Annotated in this window: 17 protein-coding genes and 1 pseudogene; 14 read left to right on the top strand and 4 right to left on the bottom strand. The window is 69.7% G+C overall.

Annotated features, from left to right (window positions below):
- Nucleotides 1-11 precede the first annotated feature (11 nt).
- Nucleotides 12-500, top strand: a complete 489-nt coding sequence (locus tag GA0115254_RS01410; protein WP_093893412.1) for a glutathione peroxidase — start codon at nucleotides 12-14, stop codon at nucleotides 498-500.
- 141 nt (nucleotides 501-641) lie between these two features.
- Here the strand turns inward: GA0115254_RS01410 and GA0115254_RS01405 are convergent, their stop codons facing one another.
- The gene (locus GA0115254_RS01405; RefSeq protein WP_093893411.1) at nucleotides 642-1,868 is read right to left on the bottom strand and encodes an acyl-CoA dehydrogenase family protein; all 1,227 of its coding nucleotides are present in this window, start codon (nucleotides 1,866-1,868) and stop codon (nucleotides 642-644) included.
- Nucleotides 1,869-2,041: 173 nt separating this feature from the next.
- On the opposite strand from GA0115254_RS01405, the gene GA0115254_RS01400 reads away from it, so the two are divergent.
- Complete coding sequence (locus GA0115254_RS01400) at nucleotides 2,042-2,692, top strand: TetR/AcrR family transcriptional regulator (RefSeq protein WP_093893410.1); 651 nt, start codon at nucleotides 2,042-2,044, stop codon at nucleotides 2,690-2,692.
- A gap of 12 nt (nucleotides 2,693-2,704) precedes the next feature.
- Here the strand turns inward: GA0115254_RS01400 and def are convergent, their stop codons facing one another.
- Entirely contained in the window at nucleotides 2,705-3,250 is a 546-nt protein-coding gene (gene def / locus GA0115254_RS01395; protein WP_093893446.1) for a peptide deformylase, read from the bottom strand.
- A 114-nt stretch (nucleotides 3,251-3,364) separates the two neighbouring features.
- On the opposite strand from def, the gene GA0115254_RS01390 reads away from it, so the two are divergent.
- From GA0115254_RS01390 to GA0115254_RS01370, 5 genes are all read left to right on the top strand, one after another.
- Nucleotides 3,365-4,603, top strand: a complete 1,239-nt coding sequence (locus tag GA0115254_RS01390) for a Mur ligase family protein (RefSeq protein ID WP_093893409.1) — start codon at nucleotides 3,365-3,367, stop codon at nucleotides 4,601-4,603.
- Between the two features lie 34 nt (nucleotides 4,604-4,637).
- Nucleotides 4,638-5,366 carry a type 1 glutamine amidotransferase gene (locus GA0115254_RS01385; protein WP_093893408.1) on the top strand — a complete coding sequence of 243 codons (729 nt, stop codon included), beginning with the start codon at nucleotides 4,638-4,640 and terminating at the stop codon, nucleotides 5,364-5,366.
- A 149-nt stretch (nucleotides 5,367-5,515) separates the two neighbouring features.
- Nucleotides 5,516-6,544: a 6-phosphofructokinase gene (locus tag GA0115254_RS01380; protein ID WP_093893407.1), complete on the top strand. Its 1,029-nt coding sequence runs from the start codon at nucleotides 5,516-5,518 to the stop codon at nucleotides 6,542-6,544.
- A gap of 112 nt (nucleotides 6,545-6,656) precedes the next feature.
- On the top strand, nucleotides 6,657-7,607 hold the full coding sequence (locus tag GA0115254_RS01375; protein ID WP_093893406.1) for a cytochrome c oxidase assembly protein: 951 nt from the start codon (nucleotides 6,657-6,659) through the stop codon (nucleotides 7,605-7,607).
- Nucleotides 7,608-7,673: 66 nt separating this feature from the next.
- Nucleotides 7,674-7,832, top strand: a complete 159-nt coding sequence (locus GA0115254_RS01370; RefSeq protein WP_107451288.1) for a hypothetical protein — start codon at nucleotides 7,674-7,676, stop codon at nucleotides 7,830-7,832.
- 34 nt (nucleotides 7,833-7,866) lie between these two features.
- On the opposite strand, the gene GA0115254_RS01365 is transcribed toward GA0115254_RS01370, so the two are convergent.
- Nucleotides 7,867-8,262, bottom strand: a complete 396-nt coding sequence (locus tag GA0115254_RS01365) for an SSI family serine proteinase inhibitor (protein ID WP_093893404.1) — start codon at nucleotides 8,260-8,262, stop codon at nucleotides 7,867-7,869.
- Between the two features lie 533 nt (nucleotides 8,263-8,795).
- On the opposite strand from GA0115254_RS01365, the gene GA0115254_RS01360 reads away from it, so the two are divergent.
- Complete coding sequence (locus GA0115254_RS01360; RefSeq protein ID WP_093893403.1) at nucleotides 8,796-10,913, top strand: glycoside hydrolase family 6 protein; 2,118 nt, start codon at nucleotides 8,796-8,798, stop codon at nucleotides 10,911-10,913.
- A gap of 115 nt (nucleotides 10,914-11,028) precedes the next feature.
- On the opposite strand, the gene GA0115254_RS01355 is transcribed toward GA0115254_RS01360, so the two are convergent.
- Nucleotides 11,029-12,627, bottom strand: coding sequence for an alkaline phosphatase D family protein (locus GA0115254_RS01355; protein WP_256102339.1), 1,599 nt, complete (start codon nucleotides 12,625-12,627; stop codon nucleotides 11,029-11,031).
- A gap of 315 nt (nucleotides 12,628-12,942) precedes the next feature.
- Here GA0115254_RS01355 and GA0115254_RS01350 point away from each other — a divergent pair, with 315 nt between their 5' ends.
- The 6 genes and pseudogenes from GA0115254_RS01350 (at nucleotide 12,943) to GA0115254_RS01325 (ending at nucleotide 25,124) form a co-directional block, all read left to right on the top strand.
- Nucleotides 12,943-15,861 carry an alpha-L-rhamnosidase gene (locus GA0115254_RS01350; protein ID WP_218105497.1) on the top strand — a complete coding sequence of 973 codons (2,919 nt, stop codon included), beginning with the start codon at nucleotides 12,943-12,945 and terminating at the stop codon, nucleotides 15,859-15,861.
- A complete protein-coding gene (locus GA0115254_RS01345) occupies nucleotides 15,858-17,165 on the top strand; it encodes an extracellular solute-binding protein (protein WP_093893401.1) in 1,308 nt (435 codons plus the stop codon). The genes GA0115254_RS01350 and GA0115254_RS01345 overlap by 4 nt, the downstream gene beginning before the upstream one ends.
- The gene (locus GA0115254_RS01340) at nucleotides 17,162-18,124 is read left to right on the top strand and encodes a carbohydrate ABC transporter permease (RefSeq protein ID WP_256102338.1); all 963 of its coding nucleotides are present in this window, start codon (nucleotides 17,162-17,164) and stop codon (nucleotides 18,122-18,124) included. The genes GA0115254_RS01345 and GA0115254_RS01340 overlap by 4 nt, the downstream gene beginning before the upstream one ends.
- Nucleotides 18,121-18,996 carry a carbohydrate ABC transporter permease gene (locus tag GA0115254_RS01335; protein WP_256102337.1) on the top strand — a complete coding sequence of 292 codons (876 nt, stop codon included), beginning with the start codon at nucleotides 18,121-18,123 and terminating at the stop codon, nucleotides 18,994-18,996. Before GA0115254_RS01340 ends, GA0115254_RS01335 begins: the two co-directional genes overlap by 4 nt.
- Nucleotides 18,997-19,162: 166 nt before the next feature.
- Nucleotides 19,163-23,086, top strand: coding sequence for a hypothetical protein (locus GA0115254_RS01330; protein ID WP_093893400.1), 3,924 nt, complete (start codon nucleotides 19,163-19,165; stop codon nucleotides 23,084-23,086).
- A 179-nt stretch (nucleotides 23,087-23,265) separates the two neighbouring features.
- Nucleotides 23,266-25,124: pseudogene (locus tag GA0115254_RS01325) on the top strand (APC family permease).
- Nucleotides 25,125-25,306: the final 182 nt, after the last annotated feature.

The following is a 25,306-nucleotide window of genomic DNA, read 5'->3' as shown; positions in this document are numbered from 1 at the left end:
AGGAGAACCTCATGACGCTGCACGACATCCCCCTGCGCACGCTCACCGGCGAGCCCACCTCCCTGGCCGATTACCGTGGCCGGGCGGTCCTGTTGGTGAACGTCGCGTCGAAGTGCGGACTCACCCCGCAGTACGCGGGCCTGGAACGACTCCAGAAGGAGTACGCGAACCGCGGCTTCACCGTGCTCGGCGTGCCGTGCAACCAGTTCGCCGGCCAGGAGCCGGGGAACGCGGAGGAGATCCAGACCTTCTGCTCGACGACGTACGGTGTCAGCTTCCCGCTGCTGGAGAAGACCGACGTGAACGGAGAAGGGCGCCACCCCCTCTATGCCGCGCTGACCGGACTCGCGGACGAGGACGGCGAGGCCGGTGACGTCCAGTGGAACTTCGAGAAGTTCCTCATCTCGCCCGCGGGCGAGCCGGTCGCGCGCCTGCGCCCGCGCACGGAGCCGGAGGCCCCGGAGCTCATCGCAGCCATCGAGTCCCAGCTGCCCGCCTGACCGATTCCGTCCTCGACACCGGACGGCCGCTCTGCGCTCGATCGCCGGGCGGGCCGGAAGTTCGGCCTGCCCGGCGATCGAGGACAGCCGGCGCCGGGGCGCGGGCCGCACGAGCGCGAAACCTTGCACACCACCGCCCCCCTAGCGGATCGGCATGCCCGAAAGGGTGCGGGCGATCACCAGGCGCTGGATCTCGCTCGTGCCCTCGAAGATCGTGTAGATCGCCGCGTCCCGGTGCATCCGCTCCACCGGGTATTCACGGGTGAAGCCGTTGCCGCCGAGGATCTGCACGGCCTGCGCGGTGACCTTCTTCGCCGTCTCGCTCGCGTACAGCTTGGACATGGAACCCTCGGCCGAGGTGAACTGCTTGCCGGTGGTCGCCATCCAGGAGGCGCGCCAGACCAGCAGCCGGGCCGCGTCGATCTGGGTACGCATGTCGGCGAGCTGGAAGGCGATGCCCTGGTTGTCGATGATCGGCCGGCCGAACTGGGTGCGGGTCTTCGCGTAGTCCAGCGCGACCTCGTACGCGGCACGGGCGGTGCCGACAGCCATGGCGCCGACCGCGGGGCGGGAGGCCTCGAAGGTGGCCATCGCGGCATTCTTCACTCGCTCGCCACCGGACGAGGCGCGCTCGCGGGCCCGGGCCAGACGCTGATCGAGTTTCTCCTTGCCGCCGAGCAGGCAGTGGCCGGGGACACGGACGTCCTCGAGGACGACCTCGGCAGTGTGCGAGGCACGGATGCCGTGCTTCTTGAACTTCTGCCCCTGCGAGAGGCCGGGGGTGTTCGGCGGCACGATGAACGAGGCGTGCCCCTTGGAGCCGAGCTCCGCGTCGACCACGGCGACGACGACATGGACGCCTGCGATGCCACCGTTGGTCGCCCAGGTCTTGGTTCCGTTCAGCACCCACTCGTCCTTGGCCTGGTCGTAGACCGCACGGGTGCGCATCGAGGCGACGTCGGAACCCGCGTCCGGCTCGGAGGAGCAGAAGGCGGCGACCTTTACATCATCGGCGTCGCCATACATCTGCGGGATCCAGGTGCCGATCTGCTCCTCGGTGCCGTTGGCGAGGACGCCCACGGCCGCCAGGCCCGTACCGACGATCGACAGGGCGATGCCCGCGTCCCCCCAGAAGAGCTCCTCCATCGCCATCGGGATGCCGAGGCCCGTCGGGTCGAAGAACTGCTGGGCATAGAAGTCGAGGGAGTAGATGCCGACCTTGGCCGCCTCCTGGATGACGGGCCAGGGCGTCTCCTCACGCTCGTCCCACTCCGAAGCCGCCGGCCGGATCACATCCGCGGCGAAGCCGTGAAGCCAGTCACGGACCTGCTTCTGGTCATCGTTGAGTTCGAGCGTGAACTCGGCCATGTTCCCCTCCACGTACTGCCCTGAAAAGCCAATCGTTACTTGCGGTAACCGCAGTCTGTTACCGACAAGTAGCCTCTGTCAACCGCCCGGGTGCCGATCCGCACCCCGCAGGGCAGGGTGTTACGTTGCGCAGGCAGGACGCAATTGCATGGCCAGGGGTGGGGAGAGGCGACATGGAGACCACACGACAGGCCGAGCGCCAGCGGACAGCGGCCGAGAGCCGCCGCCGAGAGCTGCTCGAGGCCGCCGACCGCGTGGTGCTCAGGGACGGGCCGGGCGCCTCGATGAACGCCATCGCGGCGGAGGCCGGAATCACCAAGCCCATCCTCTACCGGCACTTCGGCGACAAGGGCGGCCTCTACCGCGCCCTCGCCAAGCGCCACACCGATGCCCTGCTCATCGCTCTGCGGGCCGCGCTCGACGCACCCGCCGAGCGCCGTCGGCGCGTGGAGTCGACGCTCGACACCTATCTCGCGGCGATCGAGGCCCGCCCGCAGGTCTACCGCTTCCTGATGCACCCGTCCGACGACGCGGCCCCCTCGACCGAGCAGGGCTTCGATGTCGGAAGGCACTCCGCACCGCTGCTGCGCCGGCTCGGCGAGGAGCTCGCCCTCGTGATCGCCGAGCGGGTGGATCTGGGCCCGGACAGCGAGGCCATGGCCCGCATCTGGGGCCACGGCATCGTCGGCATGATGCACGCCGCGGGCGACTGGTGGCTGGGAGAACGCCCTTGCTCCCGCGAGCAGTTGGTACGCAGCCTGGCGGATCTGCTGTGGGGCAGGCTGGCCGAGGCGGGCGACCGGCCCGGCGGCCCGGGATTCTGAGGGTCTGTGCGGTCAGCCGCCCGGCGCCCAGGGCGCCCGGCGGGCCGCGCGCAGCGCTCTCGCCCGGCGCAGCCCGGTCAGCCGGTCCGTGTACACCGTGCCTTCGAGGTGGTCGCACTCGTGCTGCAGGCAACGGGCGAAGAAGCCGGTCCCGGTGACCCGCACCGGCTCGCCCGCCACGTTCACGCCCTCGACGACGGCGCGGTCGAAGCGCGGGGTGCCGGCCTCGATGCCGGGCAGCGAAAGACAGCCCTCCGGGCCGCGTACGGTGATGCCGTCCGCCTCGACCAGCTCCGGGTTGACGAGATGCCCGAGGTGACGGACGTCGTCGTCGTCCGGGCAGTCGTAGACGAACACCCGCAGCGGAACGCCGACCTGATTGGCCGCGAGTCCGACCCCCTGGGCCGCGTACATGGTGGCGTACATGTCCTCGACGAGGCGGGCGAGCGAGGGACCGAAGTCCGTGACGGGTTCGCAGGCACCGTGCAGCACCGGATCACCGAGCAGACTCATGGCACGAATCAGTCCGGAACTGCCGGGGATCGGGCGGTTTCGCATGGAGGCAATCGTACGTTCCACGTGACCTCCACCTTCCCGGCGGTGCCGCGGTGCAGTCGCCGCGCCGGACATCGATAGGCTGGGCGCGGACCGATGCAAGGAGGATCTAGGACGATGGCAGGCAACACGGAGCCGCTGTCGCCGCGGGCCAAGCTGGCCGTGACGGCGGGTAAGGCCGCGGCAGCGGTGTCGCGCGCTGCGGGGCGCGGCAGCGGATCGGTGATCGGCGGCCGGGTGGCGCTCAAGCTCGACCCCGACCTGCTGGGGCGGCTGGCGCAGCACCTGGATGTGATCCTCGTGTCGGCGACGAACGGCAAGACGACGACGACCCGGCTCATCGCCGAGGCACTGCGGGCTGCGGGCCCGGTCGTGTCGAACGCGCTCGGAGCGAACATGCCGGCGGGCATCACCTCGGCACTGGCAGGCGGCTCGGACGCGAAGTACGGCGTGATAGAGGTCGACGAGAAATACCTCGCCGGGGTCGCTCGCGACACGACGCCCAAGGTGATCGCGCTGCTCAACCTCTCCCGCGACCAGCTGGACCGCGCCGCGGAGACCCGGATGCTCGCGGAGAAGTGGCGTGAGGGGCTGTCCGGCTCGAAGGCCGTGATCGTCGCCAACGCCGACGACCCGCTGATCGTCTGGGCGGCGTCCTCCTCCCCCAATGTGGTGTGGGTCGCGGCCGGCCAGGCGTGGAAGGACGACGCCTGGTCCTGCCCGTCCTGCGGCGGTGTGATGCAGCGTCCCGGTGATGACTGGTTCTGCGGCGAGTGCGGATTCCGCCGCCCCGCCCCCAGCTGGGTGCTGCACGGCGACTACGTCCTGGACCCGCACGGTTCGGCGTGGCCGATCCACCTCCAGCTCCCCGGCCGCGCCAACAAGGCCAACGCCACCAGCTCCGCCGCCGTGGCCGCCGTCTTCGGTGTGCCGCCGCAGGTCGCGCTGGAGCGCATGTACCAGGTGCAGGCCGTCGCGGGCCGCTACGACGTGGTCAGCTTCCTCGGCCGTGAGCTGCGGCTGCTGCTGGCGAAGAACCCTGCGGGCTGGCTCGAAACGTTTTCCCTGATCGACCCGCCGCCCACCCCGGTGATCCTCTCCGTCAACGCCCGTGGCGCGGACGGCACGGACACCTCCTGGCTGTGGGACGTGGACTACACCCAGCTCGCCGGTCACCCGATCTTCGTGCTCGGCGACCGCAAGCTGGACCTCGCGGTCCGCCTCGAAGTCGCCGGTCTCGACTTCCGGGTCTGCGAGAACCTCGACGAAGCCGTGCAGCAGGCTCCGCCCGGCCGTATCGAGGTCATTGCCAACTACACCGCCTTCCAGGACCTGCGCCGTCGTGTCGGCAACTGACCCCGGCCCCGGCCACCTCCGGAGAGGACGAAGCATGAGCAACAACGGTCTGCGTCTGGTCTGGGTCTACCCCGACCTCCTCAGCACCTACGGCGACCAGGGCAATGCGCTCGTGGTGGAGCGCCGGGCCCGCCAGCGCGGTCTCGACGTGCAGCGCGTCGACGTCCGCAGCGACCAGCCGGTCCCGACGTCCGGCGACATCTATCTGATCGGCGGCGGTGAGGACCGGCCGCAGCGCCTCGCCGCGGAGCGGTTGCGCCGCGACGGCGGGCTCAGCCGGGCCGCGTCCAACGGCGCGATCATCTTCTCGGTCTGCGCCGGGTACCAGATCCTCGGTCATGAGTTCATCAACGACCTGGGTGAGCGCGAGCCCGGCCTCGGGCTGCTCGACGTGGTCTCCACCCGCGGCGAGGGGGCCCGGTGCGTCGGTGACGTACTGGCCGACATCGACCCGCGCCTCGGCCTGCCGCCACTGACCGGTTTCGAGAACCACCAGGGCATCACCCATCTCGGCCCGACGGCACGGCCGTTCGCCCGGGTGCAGTTCGGCGGCGGCAACGGCACCGGCGACGGCACCGAGGGTGCGTACAACGACACCGTCTTCGGTACGTACATGCACGGGCCCGTGATGGCGCGCAACCCGCTGATCGCGGATCTGCTGCTGAAGCTTGCACTCGATGTCAACGCCCTGCCGCCGACGGACGACCGCTGGTACGAGGCGCTGCGCGCCGAGCGCATCGCCTCGGCGACCCAGCCCGCGTGACCCGTATGACGCGTAATTCGCTCAACTGAGCGGAGTCCAGCAGGCGGACGCCCGGTTCGGTCCCGCCACCCTGCGCCGGTAGGGTGGCGGGGATCCAACCGGACGACGTGGTCCGGTCGTCGGCCCACGTTGCAAAGGTTTCCCGGGCAATGCGAATTGGTGTGCTCACCTCCGGCGGCGACTGCCCCGGCCTCAACGCCGTCATCCGTTCCGTCGTCCATCGCGCGGTGGTCGACCACGGCGACGAGGTCATCGGCTTCCACGATGGGTGGAAGGGTCTCCTCGAGTGTGACTACCGCAAGCTCGACCTCGACGCGGTCGGCGGCATTCTCGCCCGCGGCGGTACCATCCTCGGCTCCTCCCGGGTCCAGCCCGCCCATCTGCGCGGTGGCGTCGAACAGGCCAGGGGCCATGTCGCAGATCTCGGTCTCGACGCGATCATCCCCATCGGCGGCGAGGGCACACTCAAGGCGGCCAATCTGCTCTCCGAGGCGGGTCTGCCGATCGTCGGCGTACCGAAGACGATCGACAACGACATCGCCTCCACCGATGTGACCTTCGGCTTCGACACCGCCGTCGGTGTCGCCACCGAGGCCCTCGACCGGCTGAAGACCACCGCCGAATCCCACCAGCGGGTGCTGATCGTCGAGGTCATGGGCCGCCACACCGGCTGGATCGCCCTGCACTCGGGCATGGCGGCCGGTGCGCACGCCATCGTCGTGCCGGAGCGCCCCTTCGACATCGACGAGCTGACCGAGCTGGTCGGCAAGCGCTTCTCGGCCGGCAAGAAGTTCGCGATCGTCGTCGTCGCCGAGGGCGCCAAGCCGCGCCCGGGCGGCTCCATGGAATTCGAGCAGGGCACCAAGGACATCTACGGGCACGAACGGTTCGCCGGCGTGGCCACGCGGCTCTCCATCGAGCTGGAGCAGCGCCTGGGCAAGGAGGCCCGCCCGGTGATCCTCGGCCATGTGCAGCGCGGCGGCACCCCGACCGCGTACGACCGTGTTCTCGCCACCCGTTTCGGCTGGCACGCGGTGGAGGCCGCGCACCGTGGCGAGTTCGGCATGATGACGGCGCTGCGCGGCACGGACATCGCCATGGTGCCGCTGAGTGAGGCTGTGGAGACCCTCAAGACGGTCCCGGCCGAGCGGTACGCCGAGGCGGAGTGCGTGCTCTGAGTGACACCCCTGTCCGACGAACTGCCCCCGGCCGCAGCTGCGGCCGGGGGCAGTTCTACTCTGGTCGGGACAACCGGCGCGAATCGGGGACGTCCCCAGCAGGAGTGAACAGATGGATCACAGCGGGCACGGCATGAACATGGATCTGCCGCCGTTCACGCTGGGACGTGGGCTCCAATTCTCCGCGGACCCGTTCTTTCTCATCGGCTGCGTGCTCGCCATCGGCCTGTACGGGTACGCCGTGCTGCGGCTGCGCAGGCGCGGGGACAGCTGGCCGGCCGGCCGGATCGTCTTCTTCGTCGTCGGTGTGCTGTCCATCGCCCTGGTGATGTGCACCAAGCTGAACGACTACGGCATGGTCATGTTCAGCGTGCACATGGTGCAGCACATGGTGATCAGCATGCTGTCGCCTATTCTGCTGCTGCTGGGCGCTCCGGTGACTCTGGCGCTGCGTGCACTCCCGGTCGCGGGGCGTGACCGCACCGGCCCGCGCGAGCTGCTGCTCATGTTGCTGCACAGCCGGTACATGAAGATCATCACGCATCCGGTCTTCACGATTCCACTCTTCATCGCCAGCTTGTACGCGCTGTACTTCACCCCGCTCTTCGACTTCCTGATGGGTTCGAAGACCGGGCACATCGCGATGATGGTGCACTTCCTCGCGGTCGGTCTGGTGTTCTTCTGGCCGATCATGGGCGTCGACCCGGGGCCGCACCGGCCCGGCTATGTGATGCGGATGCTGGAGCTGTTCGCGGGGATGCCGTTCCACGCGTTCTTCGGTATCGCGCTGATGATGGCGACATCCCCGATGGTGGAGACGTACAAGAATCCGCCGGCCTCGCTCGGCATCGACGCTCTGAGCGATCAGAACTGGGCAGGCGGTATCGCCTGGGCATTCAGCGAGATCCCGTCGGTGCTGGTGCTGATCGCGCTGGTCTTCCAGTGGTACCGCTCCGAGCAGCGGACGGCGAAGCGCTCCGACCGGGCGGCCGAACGGGACGGGGACCAGGAGCTGCAGGCGTACAACGCCTATCTCGCCTCGTTGCAGGCGCGCGGGCAGTAGCGGTGGGCATGCCTCCGGGGTGACGATGGCATCCACGGCCGCGTGGCCGACGAGGAGGGTGCGGGCATGTCCGGATCCACGAAGACCATGGGAGTGATCACCGTGGCGGCCCTGGTGGCGGTCACCGGCTACACGGTGGCGCTGGGGAGCAGCGGCTGGCTCTGGTTCGGATGGGTGGTGCTCGGCCTGATCACCCTGGGGATGGCCGCGACGCGCGAGTCCTGAGCCGGGTGGGTCACCCGGCCCGGGCCGGTCCGGCTCAGAAGCGGAAGACAGGTCCGGTGACCGCGTCCATCACGCAGGCGTCCGGGAACGTCCGCTGCCACCTGACGGGGCGCCCGTCCCAGGTGCCGGTGGCGGTGGCCGTCACCGGGGCGTACCCCTCGACGCACAGGCGCGGGCTGCCGGGCAGGGCGTCCAGGTCGCCTTCCGCCCGGTCGATCGCCGCGCAGGCGGCGGCCGCATGGGGGTGATGGGCGTCCGGGGCGGGCGGGCAGAACAGTGCGACGCCGCGGATCCAGGTGTCCTCACTGCCCGAGACGGTGAGGAGGAGCCCGCGGTCCGGCACCGGGGCATTGGACTCGTCGGCCGCGGCAGGCACCGCGACGGTGAGAGCGAGCAGGGCAGCGGCGGCGACAGCGGCGCGCAGGCGCATTGGAGAACTCCTGTGGCTCGGGGGTCGGGGGCGTCCAGGGGATGGACCGGGTACGTCTCGGGCGCCCTGGACGGCCCGCATTCGGGAACCCGGCAAGATGATCTTCTGATCGGTGCCGCCGGAACGAGCGGCAGCAAGGCTTTCGGCGCCGGCGATGTCGCGGCAGGGCGAACGGTCATCTCCACCGCACCGGCCAAGGCCGGCACGTATCCATACATCTGCACCATTCACCCTTGCATGAAGGGTTCGCTCACTGTCCGATGACGCGCACGGAATCCCGCGCGGGCGCAACACACGGTTGCGGCCTCAGGCGCACCTCGTGTCACCAGCAATCGCGTGCCGAGGGCCGACCGTTCGACAGGGCGTCACGTTCACGAACCCGTAAAGCAGTTGTGATTCGACTCTTGACAGGTGCGCATCATCGCGCCACTTTGGGAGCGCTCCCATGACCAGGCCGCCGCCCCTGAGCAACACCCCCACGAACCCGTCTGCGGAGAACCTCCGCAGGCGTACGAGAGGAGCACGGAGCCCCAATGAGAACCAGAGGCACCACCCTGCATGGAGTACGCCGCACAATGGCCGCGCTCTCCGCCCTGGCGCTGGGCGCGGCGCTGGCGGTGGCCATACCCTCGCCGGCGTCGGCCGCAGCCCGGGTCGACAACCCGTACGCGGGCGCCACCGCGTACGTGAACCCCGACTGGTCCGCCAAGGCGGCGGCCGAACCGGGCGGCAGTGCGATCGCCGACGAGCCCTCCTTCGTCTGGATGGACCGCATAGCCGCCATCGAGGGCGCGGGCGACGCGATGAGCCTGCGCGAGCACCTCGACACCGCCCTGGACCAGGGCGCGAACCTCTTCCAGGTGGTCATCTACGACCTGCCGGGACGGGACTGCGCCGCGCTGGCGTCCAACGGTGAGCTCGGCCCGACCGAGCTCGACCGGTACAAGACCGAGTACATCGACCCCATCGCCGGCATCCTTGCCGACCCGGCCTACGCGAGTCTGCGCATCGTCACCGTCATCGAGCCGGATTCGCTGCCGAACCTGGTCACCAACGCCGGCGGCTCGGCCGGATCCACCGAGGCGTGCGCGACGATGAAGGCGAACGGCAACTACGAGAAGGGTGTCGGCTACGCCCTGCACGCCCTCGGTGCGATTCCCAACGTGTACAACTACATCGATGCGGCCCACCACGGCTGGCTGGGCTGGGACTCCAACTTCGTCCCGGCGGCCCAGGAGTTCAAGAAGGCCGCGACGACGGAGGGCGCCACGGTCGCCGATGTCCAGGGCTTCATCGTGAACACGGCCAACTACTCGGCCCTGAAGGAGCCGAACTTCAAGGTCAGCGACACCGTGAACGGCACAACGGTACGTCAGTCCACGTGGGTCGACTGGAACTTCTATGTCGATGAGCTCTCCTTCGCGCAGGCTCTGCGCACGGAGCTGGTCAGCCAGGGCTTTGCCTCGAACATCGGCATGCTGATCGACACGGCCCGCAACGGTTGGGGCGGTTCCGCCCGGCCCACCGGTGCAGGACCGCTGACCAGCGTGGACGACTATGTCAACGGGGGCCGCGTCGACCGGCGCATCCACGCGGGCAACTGGTGCAACCAGAGCGGTGCGGGCATCGGTGAGCGGCCCACCAGTGCCCCCGAACCCGGTATCGACGCCTACGTCTGGGCGAAGCCGCCGGGCGAGTCGGACGGCAACAGCCGGCCCATCGACAACGACGAGGGCAAGGGATTCGACCGGATGTGCGACCCCACGTACACCGGTAACGGCCGTAACGGCAACAACCTGACCGGCGCCCTGCCGAACTCCCCGCTCGCGGGTCACTGGTTCTCCGCGCAGTTCCAGGAGCTGGTACGCAACGCCTACCCGCCGCTCGACGGCAGTGGCGGCGGGAACGACGACACCCAGGCGCCCACCGTGCCAACGGGTCTGAAGGTCACGGGGAAGACCAGTGGCAGCGTCTCGCTGTCATGGACGGCGTCGACCGACGACACCGCGGTGACCGCGTACGACGTGTACCGGGCGGGAGTTCGGGTGGGTTCCTCCGCCTCGACCTCCTACACGGACACGGGCCTGACGGCCTCGACCGCGTACAGCTACACGGTCAGGGCGCGGGATGCTGCCGGCAATGTCTCGGCGGCTTCCGCGGCGGTCTCGGCCACGACCGACCAGGGCGGCGGCACCGGGAACGGCGCCCTCAAGGTCCAGTACAAGAACACCGATTCCTCCACTACCGACAACCAGATCCGGATGGGTCTGCAACTGGTCAACACCGGATCCACCGCGGTGGATCTGTCCACGGTGAAGGTGCGGTACTGGTTCACACCCGAGGCCGGTGCGCGCACGTTCTCCACCGCGTGCGACTACGCGGTCATCGGCTGCTCCCATGTGAACAGCGGAGTGTCCTCCTCGGGCGGTTCGGCCGCGGGTGCCAGCCACTACCTGGAGGTCGGCTTCGGCAGCGGCAGCCTGGCCGCGGGAGCCTCCACCGGGGAGATCCAGCTGCGGCTGAACAAGACCGACTGGTCCAACTTCGACGAGGCCGACGACTACAGCCGTGGAACCAACACGGCCTACGCAGACGCTTCGAAGATCGCCGTCTATGCGGGCGGCACCCTCTCCTGGGGCACCGCTCCCTGACCTGGTCTCCCCGTCGCCGTCCGTATGGGCGGCGACGGGGCGAGGGCCGGGTGAGGGACACGCCCGGCACGATCCGCCCCCTGTCGCTCTCCCGGCAGGGGGCGGCCGATGTTTCTCAGGCGGACTGAATCCCGGGACGGCCCGCCTCGGTCACGAGCGAGGTGCGGGTCGAGACGGGGGCGCCGGGGGTGGTGACGTACGGGAGGACCCGGAAGTCGGCGCGGCAGCTCTCCTTGGTCAGCGAGCAACGTACGTATCCGCGCTGGAAGTTGGTGAACTTGATGTGCTCGTTCGCCGCGAGCAGCCTGGCTCCGGAGGGGTCCAGGTCCATCCCGTCCTTCGTGGTGGAGATGGACGAACCGACGAACTCGACGCCGAGCGTGGGCGATTCGGGGTCGTCGAAGTTCTGCTTGAGATCGGCGGCGAGGTGACGGTGCATGTCACCGGTGAGCACGACGGGGTTGCTCACGCTGCGGTCGGTGATCTCCTTGAACAACCTTTGGCGTGCGTCCACATAGCCGTCCCAGAAGTCCATCACGAATGCCTGGCCGGGGCCCGGGTCGGTGTCGACCTGGGTCACGGGGATCTGCTGGGAGATCAGGTTCCACGTCGTGTCCGACCGTCCGAGGCCGCGGTAGAGCCACTGCTCCTGTTCCGGGCCGAGGATGGTGCGGCCGGGTGTCAGCCGTTCGTCGCAGCCACTCCTGGTGCCGTCGCCGCAGGGCTGGTCATCGCGGAAGAGCCTCGTGTCGAGGATATGGAACGTGGCCATCCGCCCGTAGCGCAGGCTGCGGTACATCCGGGCCTCGAAGCCGTTCGGCTTGTTCGGCAGCCTCAGCGGAAGATGTTCGTAGTACGCCTGGAAGGCCGCCGCCGCGCGTTGCCGGAAGACCGCCGGGTCCTGGTCGGGTTCGGTGTCGGCCTTGGACCTGTCGCGCGCCCAGTTGTCCTCGACCTCGTGGTCGTCCCAGACGACGGCGAACGGGTGGACCCGGTGGGCGGCCATGAGGTCGGGGTCGAAGCGGTGGAGGGCGTGGCGGTTGCGGTACTGGACGAGGTCCATCGGCTCGGGGCGCAGTTCGGCGGCGACGGGGACGTTGCGTACACCGCCCATCGCGTCGATGGCGTTCTCGTAGATGTAGTCGCCGAGGTGCAGGACCAGGTCGACGTCCTCCTCGGCAAGGTGCCGGTAGGCGGTGTAGAAGCCTTCGAACCACGCCTGGCAGGAGACGAAGGCGAAGTCGAGTTCCTTGGGGCGGCTGTGCGGCGGGGGTGCGGTGCGGGTGCGGCCGACGGGGCTGTGCACACCGCCGGCGCGGAAGCGGTAGTAGTAGTGCCTTCCCGGCTGCAGCCCGGAGACCTCGACATGGACGGAGTGGGCGAGTTCGGGCACTGCGCGGGTCCGTCCCCGGCGTACGACGGATCGGAAGCGTTCGTCGCGGGCGACCTCCCACTGGACGTCGACGGAGTACGGCGGCATTCCTCCGGCCCCGTCGGGGGCGAGGGGCTGGGGCGCGAGGCGGGTCCACAGCACGAATCCGTCCGGCCATGGGTCGCCGGAGGCGACTCCCAGGGCGAACGGATCGTCGTGGAAGGGGGCGTCACCCCAGGCGTGGCCCGCCGACAGACCGGCCGCGGCAAGGGCCATCCCGACCGTCCCACCGAGCATCGCCCGTCTGCCGAATCCTCCGGTGCCGCCTGACCCACTGTTCATTTGCATGAAACTCGTCCCTTCGTCGGGCGGGATCCCGTGCGGTACGAGGTGGGATCGACGCGTGATTTCACGTCCGCTCATGTGGTAATCACAGGCTGAATATCACAGGGGAATCACACGCCACAAGACCACACGCCGGTGGTCGCAATACCGTTCACAGGCGGTTAGTTGGGGAGACATCGACCATTTCCCGAGGCGACCGAGGACGGGACGGCAACACCCTTGACACCCCTCAGGGGGGCTCATAGTCTCCACGCCACAGAATTAACGTTAGATTTCACATCGGGAAAATCGGTGCGACGGAAGGACGTGCTCGTGTCCGGTCCCTCGGCAGCGGATGTGCCCGCCCACCGCCCCGCCGAAGGATCAACGGCCGGACGTCCCGAAGACCGGACGCTGCGGCCGTACGGCCTGCGATGCGAGCACCGCACCACTCCGATGGGAATCGACGAACCCGCGCCCCGGCTCTCCTGGCGGCTGGCGTCCGACCGCCGCGGCGACGACCCGGTGGCCTACCGGGTCCGTGTTGCCGAACGCCCCGAGGAGCTGGACAGGGACGGTCAACTCCTGTGGGACACAGGACGGGTGTCGGATTCCCATGCGGCCGCCGTGGAGTACGCCGGCCCCGCTCTCCCCGGCCGTACCCGCTGTCACTGGCGGGTCTCCGTATGGCCGGCCGGAACGGCGGTGCCCGCCGAGGCCACGTCCTGGTTCGAGACGGCCTTCACCGACAGCGGGGCGTGGCGGGCATCGTGGATCACCCACGACCCGCATCCGGTCGACGTCATGGACGCACCCACCGAGGGCGAGTTCGCCCTCGACGACCACGGGCTCGCCCCTTGCCCCGTCCTGCGACGCACCTTTACCGGCTCGCCCGGCACGCGCGCCCGGCTCCTTGTCAGCGCGCGCGGCCTGTACGAGGTCCGGCTCAACGGCGTACGGGTCGGCGACGCCGAACTCGCCCCCGGCTGGACCGATTACCACTGCCGCATCCAGTACCAGACCTATGACGTGTCCGAGCTGCTGCGTGAGGGTGAGAACGTTCTTGCCGCGACGGTCGCCGACGGCTGGTGGAGCGGATTCGTCGGCTTCGAGCCGCGCAGGGCCGGAGCACACTACGGCTCGTTCCCCCAGCTCCTGGCCGAACTTCACCTCACCGGCCCGGATGGCCGCAGTACCGCGATCGTCACCGACGAGACGTGGCGCACCAGCACGGGAGTCGTCCGTCACGCGGATCTGCTGATGGGCGAGTGCCATGACCTGCGGCACTCGGCCGACGGCTGGGATCTGCCGGGCTTCGACGACACCGGCTGGTCCCCGGCCCTGGTCGCGGGGAGGGACCATCATCTGCTCGTGGCGTCCGTCGACGAGCCCGTGCGGGCGATGGCCGAACTGCGTCCGCGCTCGGTCAGACGCGTCTCCCCGGACACCCACATCGTCGACTTCGGCCAGAACCTCGCCGGTCGCGTTCGGCTCCGGATCGATGAACTCGCCGCCGGGGCAAGGGTGGTGATCCGCCATGCCGAGGTGCTGGACGAGTCGCACCAGCTGTACACGGCCAATCTGCGGACTGCCGCCGCGACCGATGTGCTCGTCGGGGACGGGCGCCCGGACATCGTGTTCGAGCCGCGATTCACCTATCACGGCTTCCGTTACGCGCAGATCAGTGGAATCGCGGAGCTGACCGAGTCCGATGTCGTGGCTGTGGCACTGCACAGCGACACCCCGTGGGCCGGGGAGTTCGACTGCTCGGACGCCGAGCTCCGGCGGCTCCACGACTGTGTGGCGTGGGGACAGCGCTCGAACTTCGTCAGTGTGCCCACGGACTGTCCGCAGCGGGACGAACGGCTCGGCTGGCTGGCCGACGCGCAGGTCTTCCTGCCCACGGCCGCGCTCAACGCGGAAGTCGCCGCGTTCTTCACCAAGTGGCTGCGCGACATCGATGACGCCCGCACCCCCGACGGCGGTTTCACCAATGTCGCCCCACGCCTCGTGGGGGTCTGCGCCGAAGGAGCGCCCGGCTGGGGCGACGCGGGTGTGATCATCCCGTGGCACCTCTACCGCACCTATGACGACCCGCGCTTCCTCGCCCGGGCCCTGGAGGGAATGCGCGCGTGGGTAGACCTGATTCACCGTCATAACGCGGATCTGGTCTGGCGCAGGCGGGTGGGTCCGCACTTCTCCGACTGGCTCGCCCCCGGCACCCCCACCCCGCGCGATGTCATCGCCACGGCCTGCTTCGCGCACAGTGCCCACCTCACCGCGAAGGCTGCCGATGCCCTGGGCCGGAAGGACGTCGCGGATCACTACCACCGGCTGGCCGACGACATTCGCCGCACGTTCGCCGAGCACTTCGTCACCGTCGAGGATGCTGACGCACCTCCTGCCGTACGTATCGCAGGAGACACCCAGACCGGCTATCTCATCGCCCTCGCCTTCGATTTGCTGCCCGCGGACCTCGCCGATGCCGCCGCACACCGTCTCGCCGAACTCGTCGAGTCGGCCGGACCCGCCCTCCTGACCGGATTCCTGGGGGTCGCGCTCGCCGCGCCCGTCCTCGACACCCATGGACGCGCCGACCTCGCCCATGCGCTCCTGAACCGTGACGAAGTGCCGTCGTGGCGGTTTCCGCTGCGGCACGGCGCCACCACGATCTGGGAGCGCTGGGACGGGTGGACCCCCGATGCCGGGTTCCGCGCACCGTCGATGAACTCCTTCAACCACTACGCGCTCGGCTCGATCGGCGAATGGCTCTACCGCGGTGTCGCCGGCCTCGATCAGGCGCCGGACTCCACCGGATACCGGCATCTGCGGATTCGGCCCCGCCCCGGTGCCCTGCGCCACGCGAGCGCCCGCCACGAATCGGTCCGCGGCACCGTCGAGGTGACCTGGGAGAGGCGCGGCGGCCTGCTCGCCCTGCACGTACTGGTGCCGCCCGGCTCCACCGCCGATGTGTACGTGCCCACCACGGACCCCCGCTCGATCCGTGAATCGGGCGTTGTCCCAAGGGCCGACGACCGTCACATCACGCTGCTCGCGACCGCCTCCGACCACGTTCTCTACCGCGTGTCCTCCGGCGTCTACCGCTTCACCGCGACTCACCCACCGGCAGACGGCCACGCCGGTACATCTCCTGCGGACCGGCCCGAGCCATCGCTCACCCCGAGCCGACGCACATCAGGACCGGCGGCGAAACCATCGTCCGCCCGTTCGCACGAGGAGGACACACCATGACGACGGGTTCTCACAGCCGGCCGGGCCGGGGCACGGTCGGCCGCCGGGGATTTCTCCGTATCGGCGGTGGGGTCGCGGCGCTCGCTGCCCTTCCCTCCGCACTGACCGCCTGCTCCGATTCGAGCAACGGCTCCGGCAAGTTGCGCATCGTCGGCGTCGCCGACCAGCAGAAACCGATCGAGGAACTCGTCGCGCTGTACCGCAAGTCCCACCCCGACGACGATTTCTCCACCTCGTTCGCACCCACGGACCAGGTGCAGACAGTGGTGCGCACCCAACTCGCGGGTGGCAACGCCCCCGATGTGCATGTGCTCTATCCCGGCAGCGGAAGCGCCATGTCCATGGTCGAGCTGGCCAAGGCCGGGCTGCTCTCCGACCTCAGTGACCAGGCGTGGACCAAGGAGGTCCCGGCGAACTTCCATCCTGCGTACCGGTACAAGGGCAAGACGTATCTGTATTCGGCGGGAAGCAGCGTCATCGGCGCCATCTACAACAAGAAGGCCTTCGCCGAGGCCGGCGTCGAGCCACCCAAGACGTGGAGTGAACTCCTTGACGTCTGCGCGAAATTGAAGGCCAAGGGCGTGATTCCGATCGCGCTCGGCGCGCAGACTGCCTGGGTCACCCAACTGATCACCTACGCGCTGGTCCCCAACGCCGTCTACGCGAAGAACCCCGGTTTCGACGCCGAGATGGCCGCCGGGCGGGCGCACTTCCGCGGCTCCGGGTGGGCCGGCGCGATGGGCAAGTACCAGGAGTTGCAGCGCCGGGGGTTCTTCAACGACAACCCCAACGGAACGACGTACGAGCAGCAGACATCCATGGTCGCTAGTGGTAAAGCGGCGATGGCCGTCCAGGTCTCCGCCGTGCTCGCCAACTTCCGTCGGGCCACCCGGACACCGGACGACCTCGGCATGTTCCCGTTCCCCGGCGGTGACGACGCCTCGAACCTGTGGATCCCGGCAGGCATCGTCGTCGGCCTCGGTGTCTCCGCACGGTCCAGAAAGGCAGCGGGGGCAGAGGCGTTCATCGAGTTCCTCGGCAAGCAGGAGAACGTCGACCGCTGGGCGCAGTCCGTTGCCGCGATTCCGTTCAAGCGCGATGCGTCCACCGAGATCGACCCCGTCCTCAATGACTTCCTGCCCATCATCGACGACAACCGGGCCGTCCCCTTCATGGACCAGAGCTGGCCCAACGCCGAGGTGCAGCCCGCCCATTTCGCCGCCGTACAGAACCTGCTCGCAGGAAAGACGGACGTCGACGGCGCCCTGAGTCAGATGGACAAGGCCTACGGGAAGAAATCGTGACGACCACGTCCGAGAAGGCCGCCTACGGCCAGGTCGGCAAGGCCGGAGGCGGGCCGCGGACCGGCTCCGGCCGCCCGGCCCGGCACCGCGATCACACGGTCCCACCGTGGCTCTTCGTGGTTCCGGCGCTCGTCGTCTACGGCGTCGTCGTCCTGTACCCGAGCCTCGCCGGGGTGATGTACGCCTTCACCGACTGGTCCGGCATCGGCAGCTTCTCCTTCACCGGCCTGGACAACTTCCGGGCCCTGCTCGACGACAGCCGGGCACTGGAGTCCGTGAGCAACACACTGCTGCTCACCGTCGCCGTGGTCGTAGTCCAGAACGGCGTCGGCCTGCTGCTCGCACTCGGCGTCCACGCCGACATCAAGTCCCGCGCGCTGCTGCGGCTGATCTTCTTCGCGCCCGCCGTCGTCAGCCCCGTCATGGTCGCGATCCTGTGGAAGTACGTCTACAACCCCGAGAACGGCGCAGGCCTCAACGGTGTCCTCGGCGCGGTCGGACTCGGCGGTCTGCGTCAGGACTGGCTCGGCGATCCCTCGCTCGCCCTGTGGTCCGTCGCGGCGATGGTCGTATGGCAGTACGCCGGATACTCGATGGTCGTCTTCCTCGCCGGCCTGCAGGGCGTACCCGCCGAGCTCCACGAGGCCGCGAGAATCGACGGCGCCGGCACCTGGCAGCGCTTCCGCTATGTCACCTGGCCGCTGCTGGCCCCGGCCTTGACGATCAACCTCATGCTGTCGACCATCGGCGGTCTCAAACTCTTCGACCAGGTCTACGCGGCCACCAACGGCGGACCCGGCACCTCCAGCGAAACCTTGTCGACCGTGCTGTACAAGGAAGCTTTCGTCTACGGGAAGTTCGGCTACAGCACCGCCGTCGCCCTCGTCCTCGCGCTGTTCGTCGCCGCGGTCTCCCTGGTCCAGCTTCGCCATCTGCGCGCGAGGGAGGTGACCGCGTGATCACCGAAACGTCCCGCAGACCCGCGAAGCAGAAATCCGGACGCAGGGGCCGCAGACCACGGTTCGGGCGGTACGCCCTCGAACTTGTCATGATCGCGGTAGCCGTCATGTTCCTGTTCCCGGTGTACGCCCTGATCACCCTGGCGATGAAGGACCCGCAGCAGATCTCCGTCTCGCCCCTCTCGCTGCCCTCCCCACCCACCTTCGCCAACTTCGGCAATGCCTGGTCCTCCGCGTCGCTGGGGGCCGCCCTGCTCAACAGCACGGTCATCACCGCTGTGAGTCTGCTGATCCTCGTCGTCCTGGGTTCCACGGGGGCCTACTACCTCGCTCGCCGCGCCCGCGGCATCGGATACGGCCTGTACATCCTGTTCCTGCTGGGCATCGTGCTGCCCTTCCAGCTCGGCATGATCCCGCTCTACAAACTCGTCGACGATCTGGGCTGGCTCGGCACCTACCAGGGCATGGTGCTCTTCTACACGGGCATCCAACTGCCCTTCACCGTCTTCCTCTACACCGGATTCATCCGGGCCCTGCCGCAGGACTACGCACAGGCCGCGCTCATCGACGGCTGCAACCACCGGCAGGCGTTCACCCGGATCGTCTTCCCTCTGCTGCGCCCCATCACCGGCACCGTGATCATCCTGAACGCCGTGTTCATCTGGAACGACTTCTTCACCCCGCTGCTGTACCTGGGCGGTTCCGACAAGGAGACCGTGCCCGTCGGTGTGTTCGCGTTCGTCGGCCAGTACGTCTCCGACTACGGACTCGTCTTCGCCGGACTGGTGCTGGCCGCCCTGCCGATCCTGGTGGTGTTCGTGGTCCTTCAGCGATATGTGATCAAGGGCTTCGCGGGCGGTCTCAAGGGCTGAGGGCATCTCATGACACAACCGGCGCGCCCACCACTCCCCCGAGCATTGCGGCGGTACTCGCCGAGCCCCCGCGCGCCTTCTCGCCCACCGCCATCTGGTGGTGGAGCGGGGAACGGCTCGACCGCGCACGGCTGCGGGCGCAGCTGGAACGGTTCGCGGGGGCGGGGTGCACAACCTCGTGCTCCTCAACCTGGCTCCGTCGGGCCCCCTGTTCGGCTCCGACGCCGACGACCCGCCTTTCATGTCCGACGCGTGGTGGTCCCTGCTCGACGGCGTGTGCGACGACGCCCGCGAACTCGGCGTCAGCCTGTGGTTCTACGATCAGCTCGGCTTCTCCGGTGCCGACCTCCAGGCGCGCCTCGTCGACGAGCAGCCCGCGCACGCGGGACGCCGGCTCGACCGCCTGCGTGCCGTCGTCGACTCCACAGCGATACGGGCCGGAGAGCTGCGGTGTCCCCCGGACGGCCTGCCGCTCGCGGGCCGCGCCGAACCGGTCGACGCCGACGGCCGGACAGTCGGCCCGGCGGTCACGGTCGCGGTGGACGACGGAGTCGTACGGGCGCCGGGTCCCGGACGCTGGCGCCTGACGCTCCATCATCACAGGCCGCTCGGCTTCGACTACCTCGGTACTCGGGCGTGTGCGGCGCTGCTGGACCGGGTGCACGGGGAGTTCGAGCGCCGCCTGGGCGACCGGCTCGGGACCGTCGTCGTCGGCTCGTTCCAGGACGAGCTGCCTTCCCTGCCGACCTGGTCCACCGGTTTCGCCGACGCCTTCGTGCGCCTTCGCGGGTACGACATCACTGCACGGCTCGATGCCCTGTACGACGACAGCACGGATCCGGACGCCCACCGGGTCCGGCGTGACTTTCAGGTGACCCGTGCCGAGCTGGCCGAGGAGGCGTTCTTCCGGCCGCTGGCCGCCTGGCACGACCGCCACGGCCTGCTCATCGGCTGCGACCAGCAGGACCCCGCCCGTGCCGGACACCCGGTCGCGGGCGTGGAGTTGTACGCCGACTACGCCCGCACCCACCGCTGGTTCTCGGCCCCCGGCTCCGACCACCACGGGGACGCCCGCATCCATTCCTCGCTCGCCCACCTCTACGGCCGCCCCCGCACCTGGATCGAGGCCTTCCACTCCACCGGCTGGGGCGGCACACCGGAGGAGACCTTCGACTGGCTGCTGCCGTGGCTCCGCGCGGGTGCGACCCTCTACAACCCGCATGCCGTCTACTACACGACCAAGGGCGGCTGGTGGGAGTGGGCGCCACCTGCGACCGACTGGCGTCAGCCGTACTGGCGCCACCACCGCGTCTTCGCCGACGCCGTGACCCGGCTGTGCGCGATCCTGAGCCTCGGCCATCACCTGTGCGACATCGCGATCCTCCTGCCCACCACCACGGCCCAGGCCGGTACCGCTCTGGACGGGGTCACGGATGCTGCGGCGCGGGCCCAGTCGGCATATCTCCAACTCACCGGTGACATGGCCTGGTTCCGTACCCGGCCGGGCATCATGGACCGTCTCGGTCTCGACGCCGACGTCATCGACGACGCGTCCCTGGCGCGTGCTCTGATCGCTCCGGCCGACGGCGGTGTACGGCTCAAGGTCGCGGACGAGGCGTACGCCACGATCGTGCTGCCCTCGTGCACCGTCCTGGAACGGGACACAGCACGCCGACTCATCGAATTCGCCTCCTCCGGTGGGAAGCTGATCGCGGTCGGCGCCCTTCCCGAACACGTCATCGGCCCCGGATCGGCGGCCGTGCTCGCCGAGCTGCGCGCGTGCTTCGCGGACGGCCGGGCCGTCGCCGTCCCCATGACGGACGATCCGTCCGGCTCGCTCGCCGCGGCGCTCGCCGGGGCGCACCCGGTGGTCCGGGCCCCGGTCCCCGCACTCGCGCGCCGTGTGGACGGCGCCACGGTGGTGTTCCTGACCGCCGCCGCCCCACGGGCAACCCGAGCGGCCGTCGCGGCCCCCGACGAGCGGGGTGCCGCACTGGGCTGGCTGGATGCCCGATACGACTTCGATCCGGACCGCTATGCGCGCGGCGCACGGGTGCGGGTGCGGGACGTGGTGGGCCCGGCGGTCCTGCTGGATCCGTTCGGCGGCGCTCCCCGGACGCTTCCGGTGCGGGCCGCCGATGACGACGACCGGGCCGTGGAGGTCGATGTCCCGTTCGATACGGGCCCGGCAGCGGTGCTGGTCTTTCCGGCGGGGACCCGGGAGACGGCCATGCCTCTGGCGGCCGACGTACCCGCGCCGGACATCACCACCATCGAGATCCCTCCGGACGCGGACTGGGACATGACGCTCGTGCCGACCCTCGACAACACCTGGGGCGACTTCGCCCGCCCCGCGACCGGCCCGCCCGCCGGTCCGGCCGTCACCGAATGCCGGACGTTCCGGCACCGCGTGGAAGAGGACGGGGAGGACGGCGTACGCGACGGTTGGGCCGTGCCGGATCGCGCCGATGTGCCGGTCGCGACCACGGTCCACGCGACGTTCGGCCCGCACGCGCTCGTGCTCGGCGACGGCCCCGGCCCCGATGTCCCGTCGGCCCTCGAATGGTCCGACACCCTGGGCGTGTACAAGGACCCGATCCATCGCGCCGTTCTGGGGCCCAAGGGTCATGTGCCGGAGGAGTTCGTGCACATCGGCTCCACCGCCGCCGAAGAGCTGGTGCGAGTGCGCATGGAACTGCACCTCGACGAGGCCTTCGACGGACACCTCGCGATCGGGGCCGCGGCGGCGAAGCGGGCCCGGCTCGACGGGGCACCCGTCGCCCTGGACGACGGAGGCCACCTCGCGATGGGCCCGGTAGGAGTGGCAGCGGGCCGCCGTCTGCTCGAACTGGAGCTGACGCCTGATCAGGACTGCGATATGCGGGCGCATGTGGCGCTCGTACGGGATCCGGAGCGCTACAGGCGTCCGGAATGGATTCATGCCTCCGGGACGATGGGCACCACGCTGCGTCTCTCCGCCCTCCCCGCCCGGGCCGTCGTCCAGGTGGCCGCGCGCGTGCCCTGCGTACTGCGCGTCAATGGACAAGTGGTGGGCAGGCAGGGCGGATTCGACCCGTACGCCGATCACGCGGTCCCGCGCGTGCGACGGCATGACGTGGCGGTGGCCCTGCGCCTCGGTGACAACGACATCACGGTCGAGACGTCCGGGGGCGGCGACCGCGCGGTCCTGGTGGACGCGGTTTTCGACGACGGGAACGGCAACCGTGTCGCGACCCTGCACAGCGACGCCCGCTGGTGGACCGAGAACGCGGAGGGGCGTGTGCCGGTCGCGGTACGTCGCGAGCCGGTGGGTGACCCGGCCGCCCTGCATCTGCGCCGCCGCCCTCATCCGCTGCCGGGCGCCGCCTGGCTGGAGCCGACCGTGGACGACGGCTCGGTGGTGCCGGTCCGGTTCGCGGTCCCGGGGAGCCGGGGGGCGGTGGAGTGGCTGTGGTGCGAACTACCGCCGGGCACCACCCGGTTGACTGCGCTCGTGCGCGGCGAGACGACTGTCTTCGTGGACGGCTCCGAGTGCACCGGGCCGGTCACCACCGTCGACTCGCGGGGCGTGCTGACCGTGACCGTCGGCCTTTCGGCCGGTGGCCCCTGCGGGCCCCGGACCGCGGCCCTGCGCGTCCGGACGCGCCCCGGGTACGAAGGCGGTGCCGCGCTGGCCGGTCCCGTGCGCTGTGAGGTGGGGCCGGGCCGCCTTCGCGTCGGCGACTGGGAGACGCACGGCCTCGCCGAGTACAGCGGCGGTGTGCGGTACCGCCGGGTGGTGACCGTGCCCGCCGAGGTTGCCCCGGGGCATGTGTCGCTCGACCTCGGACGGGTCCGCGGGACGGCGGAGGTGCGGGTCGATGGCGTCGCCGCGGGGGTGCGCGTGTGCTCCCCGTACGTCTTCGATCTGACAGGTCTGGTCGGGCCCGGCACCCATACGCTCGACATCACCGTGTTCGGGACGCTGGCACCGCACCTGGACGCGACGAGTCCGACCCACTTCGTCTTCCCGGGCCAGCGTGTCAGCGGTTTGCTGGGTCCTGTGCGGCTGCGGATCGGTGGTTCCTACGGGGGCCAGGGACAGCATTGACACCGTCCTGACCTCCCGTGTCGACGTCGTCCCGGCCACCCCGTTCCCGTCGCCCCTGCCACCCCGTCAAGAACGCGTGAAGAGATCACCGTTTCACGCCAAGAACGTGCCATTGGCCGCTGTCACCGGCCGGAAGCGGGAACACCCTGAACGGACCCGATCGAAGGACCGCGAAGCACATGTCTCTTCTGACCTCAGACGTCGGTACGGCACCAAGTGCCGAGGAACCCCCCGGCACCGGGGCCCGCCACAAGCTCACCACCCTCACCGGCCTCGCTGCCCTCTCGCTCGACGCAATGGCCTCGGTGGCGTACGGGCCCGAGGCGATCGTCCTGGTCCTGGCAGCGGCCGGTGGCCACGGACTCGGGTTCACACTCCCCGTCACGCTCGCCATCGCCGTCCTCCTGGCCGTCCTCGTGGCCTCGTACCGCCAGGTCATCGCGGCCTTCCCGGACGGCGGCGGAAGCTACGCGGTCGCCAGGGCGCACATCGGCCGCCGCACCAGCCTGGTCGCGGCCGCCTCACTGGTCCTGGACTACGTCCTCAACGTCGCGGTCGCCGTCACCGCCGGAGTGGCCGCGCTGACCTCGGCCTTCCCCGGTCTGTACGACGAGCGGCTGTGGCTCTGTCTTGGCGTGCTGATCCTGATCACCGCGGTGAATCTGCGCGGGATCGTCGATTCCGCGCGTGCCTTCGTCGTGCCGACCGCGGTGTTCATCGGATCGATCCTGGCGCTGATCGCGGTAGGTCTCTTCCGGTCCGCGCCGGTGAGTACCGAGGCAGCCGCCAGCCATGCCTCCGTACTCGCCGGCAACGCCACCACGGTCGTGCGCTGCTCCTGCTCAAGGCCTTCGCCTCGGGCTGCTCGGCGCTCACCGGTGTGGAGGCGATCGCCAACGCCGTGCCCTCCTTCCGCTCCCCGGCCGTCCGCCGCGCCCAGCGCGCGGAGGTGGTACTCGGTGCGCTGCTGGGTGTGATGCTGATCGGTCTGTCCGTGCTGATCTCCCGGTTCGGGCTGCAGCCGGTCGAAGGTGTGACCGTGCTTGCGCAGCTCGCCGACGCATCCTTCGGGCACCATCTCGCCTTCTACGTCGTCCAGTTCGCCACCATGGTGCTGCTGGCACTGTCCGCCAACACCTCTTTCGGCGGACTTCCGGTGCTGCTCAGACTGCTGGCCCGCGACAACTATCTGCCGCATGTCTTCGGTCTGAAGGCCGACCGGCAGGTCCACCGTCACGGAGTCCTCGCCCTCGCGGCCGTCTCCGCCGCGCTCCTGGTCCTCTCCCGGGGCGACACCAACACCCTCGTCCCGCTCTTCGCGATCGGCGTCTTCGTCGGCTTCACCATCGCCCAGACCGGGATGGTCATCCACTGGCACGGTGTGCGCGGGCCCAAGTGGGCCGGCAAGGCGGCGCTCAACGGGTTGGGCGCGCTCCTGACCGGGGTCGGCGCGGTCGTGGTCACGGCCACCAAGTTCCACGACGGCGCGTGGCTGATCGTGGTCGCCCTGCCGTTGCTGGTCACCGGCTTCGAGTGTGTCCACCGCGCGTACGCCAGGATCGGCGAGCGGCTGGGCATCGGCCGCATCCCGGAGCCTCCGCGCCGTGACCGCTCGCTGGTCGTGGTTCCGGTCTCCTCCCTCACCCGGCTCACCAGCGAGGCCCTCACCGCCGCCGTGTCCCTCGGCGACGAGGTCCGCGCGGTCACGGTCTGCCACCCCGATGCCGAGGACCGCATCCGGACCGAGGCACTGGAACGAGACTGGGCGCTGTGGAACCCGGGCGTCCCTCTGGTGCGTGTGACCTCGCAGCGCCGTTCGGTCGGCCGCCCGGTCGCCGCATATGTACGCGAGGTTGCGGCCGCTGATCCGGGCGTACGGATCACCGTGCTCATCCCCGAGGTGGAACCGGCCCACATGTGGCAGCGGCTGTTGCAGAACCAGCGAGGCGCGGTCGTCGCGCACGCAGTCCGCCACGAGACGGGGGCGGTGATCTGCCGACTGCGGTTCCGGCTGTTGGATCCGCCCCTGAAGGTGTGAGCGGCTGCACGACCGTCAAGAAGGAACCGCCACGCCCTGGGCCACGCCGCGCAGTACACCGACTACGCATCCAGTGAGGATGCGGCGCAGGCCGGAGTGGCATCCAGGGGCGGGGCAGCGGCGGTCCACCCACCGGGGCACACGCCGAGCGGCGCCCCGTGCGCAGCGAACGGCGGCCGCCT

The organism is Streptomyces sp. Ncost-T10-10d (genome assembly GCF_900091955.1).
GTDB lineage: Bacteria > Actinomycetota > Actinomycetes > Streptomycetales > Streptomycetaceae > Streptomyces.
This window is presented reverse-complemented; position numbering and strand designations above follow the sequence as displayed.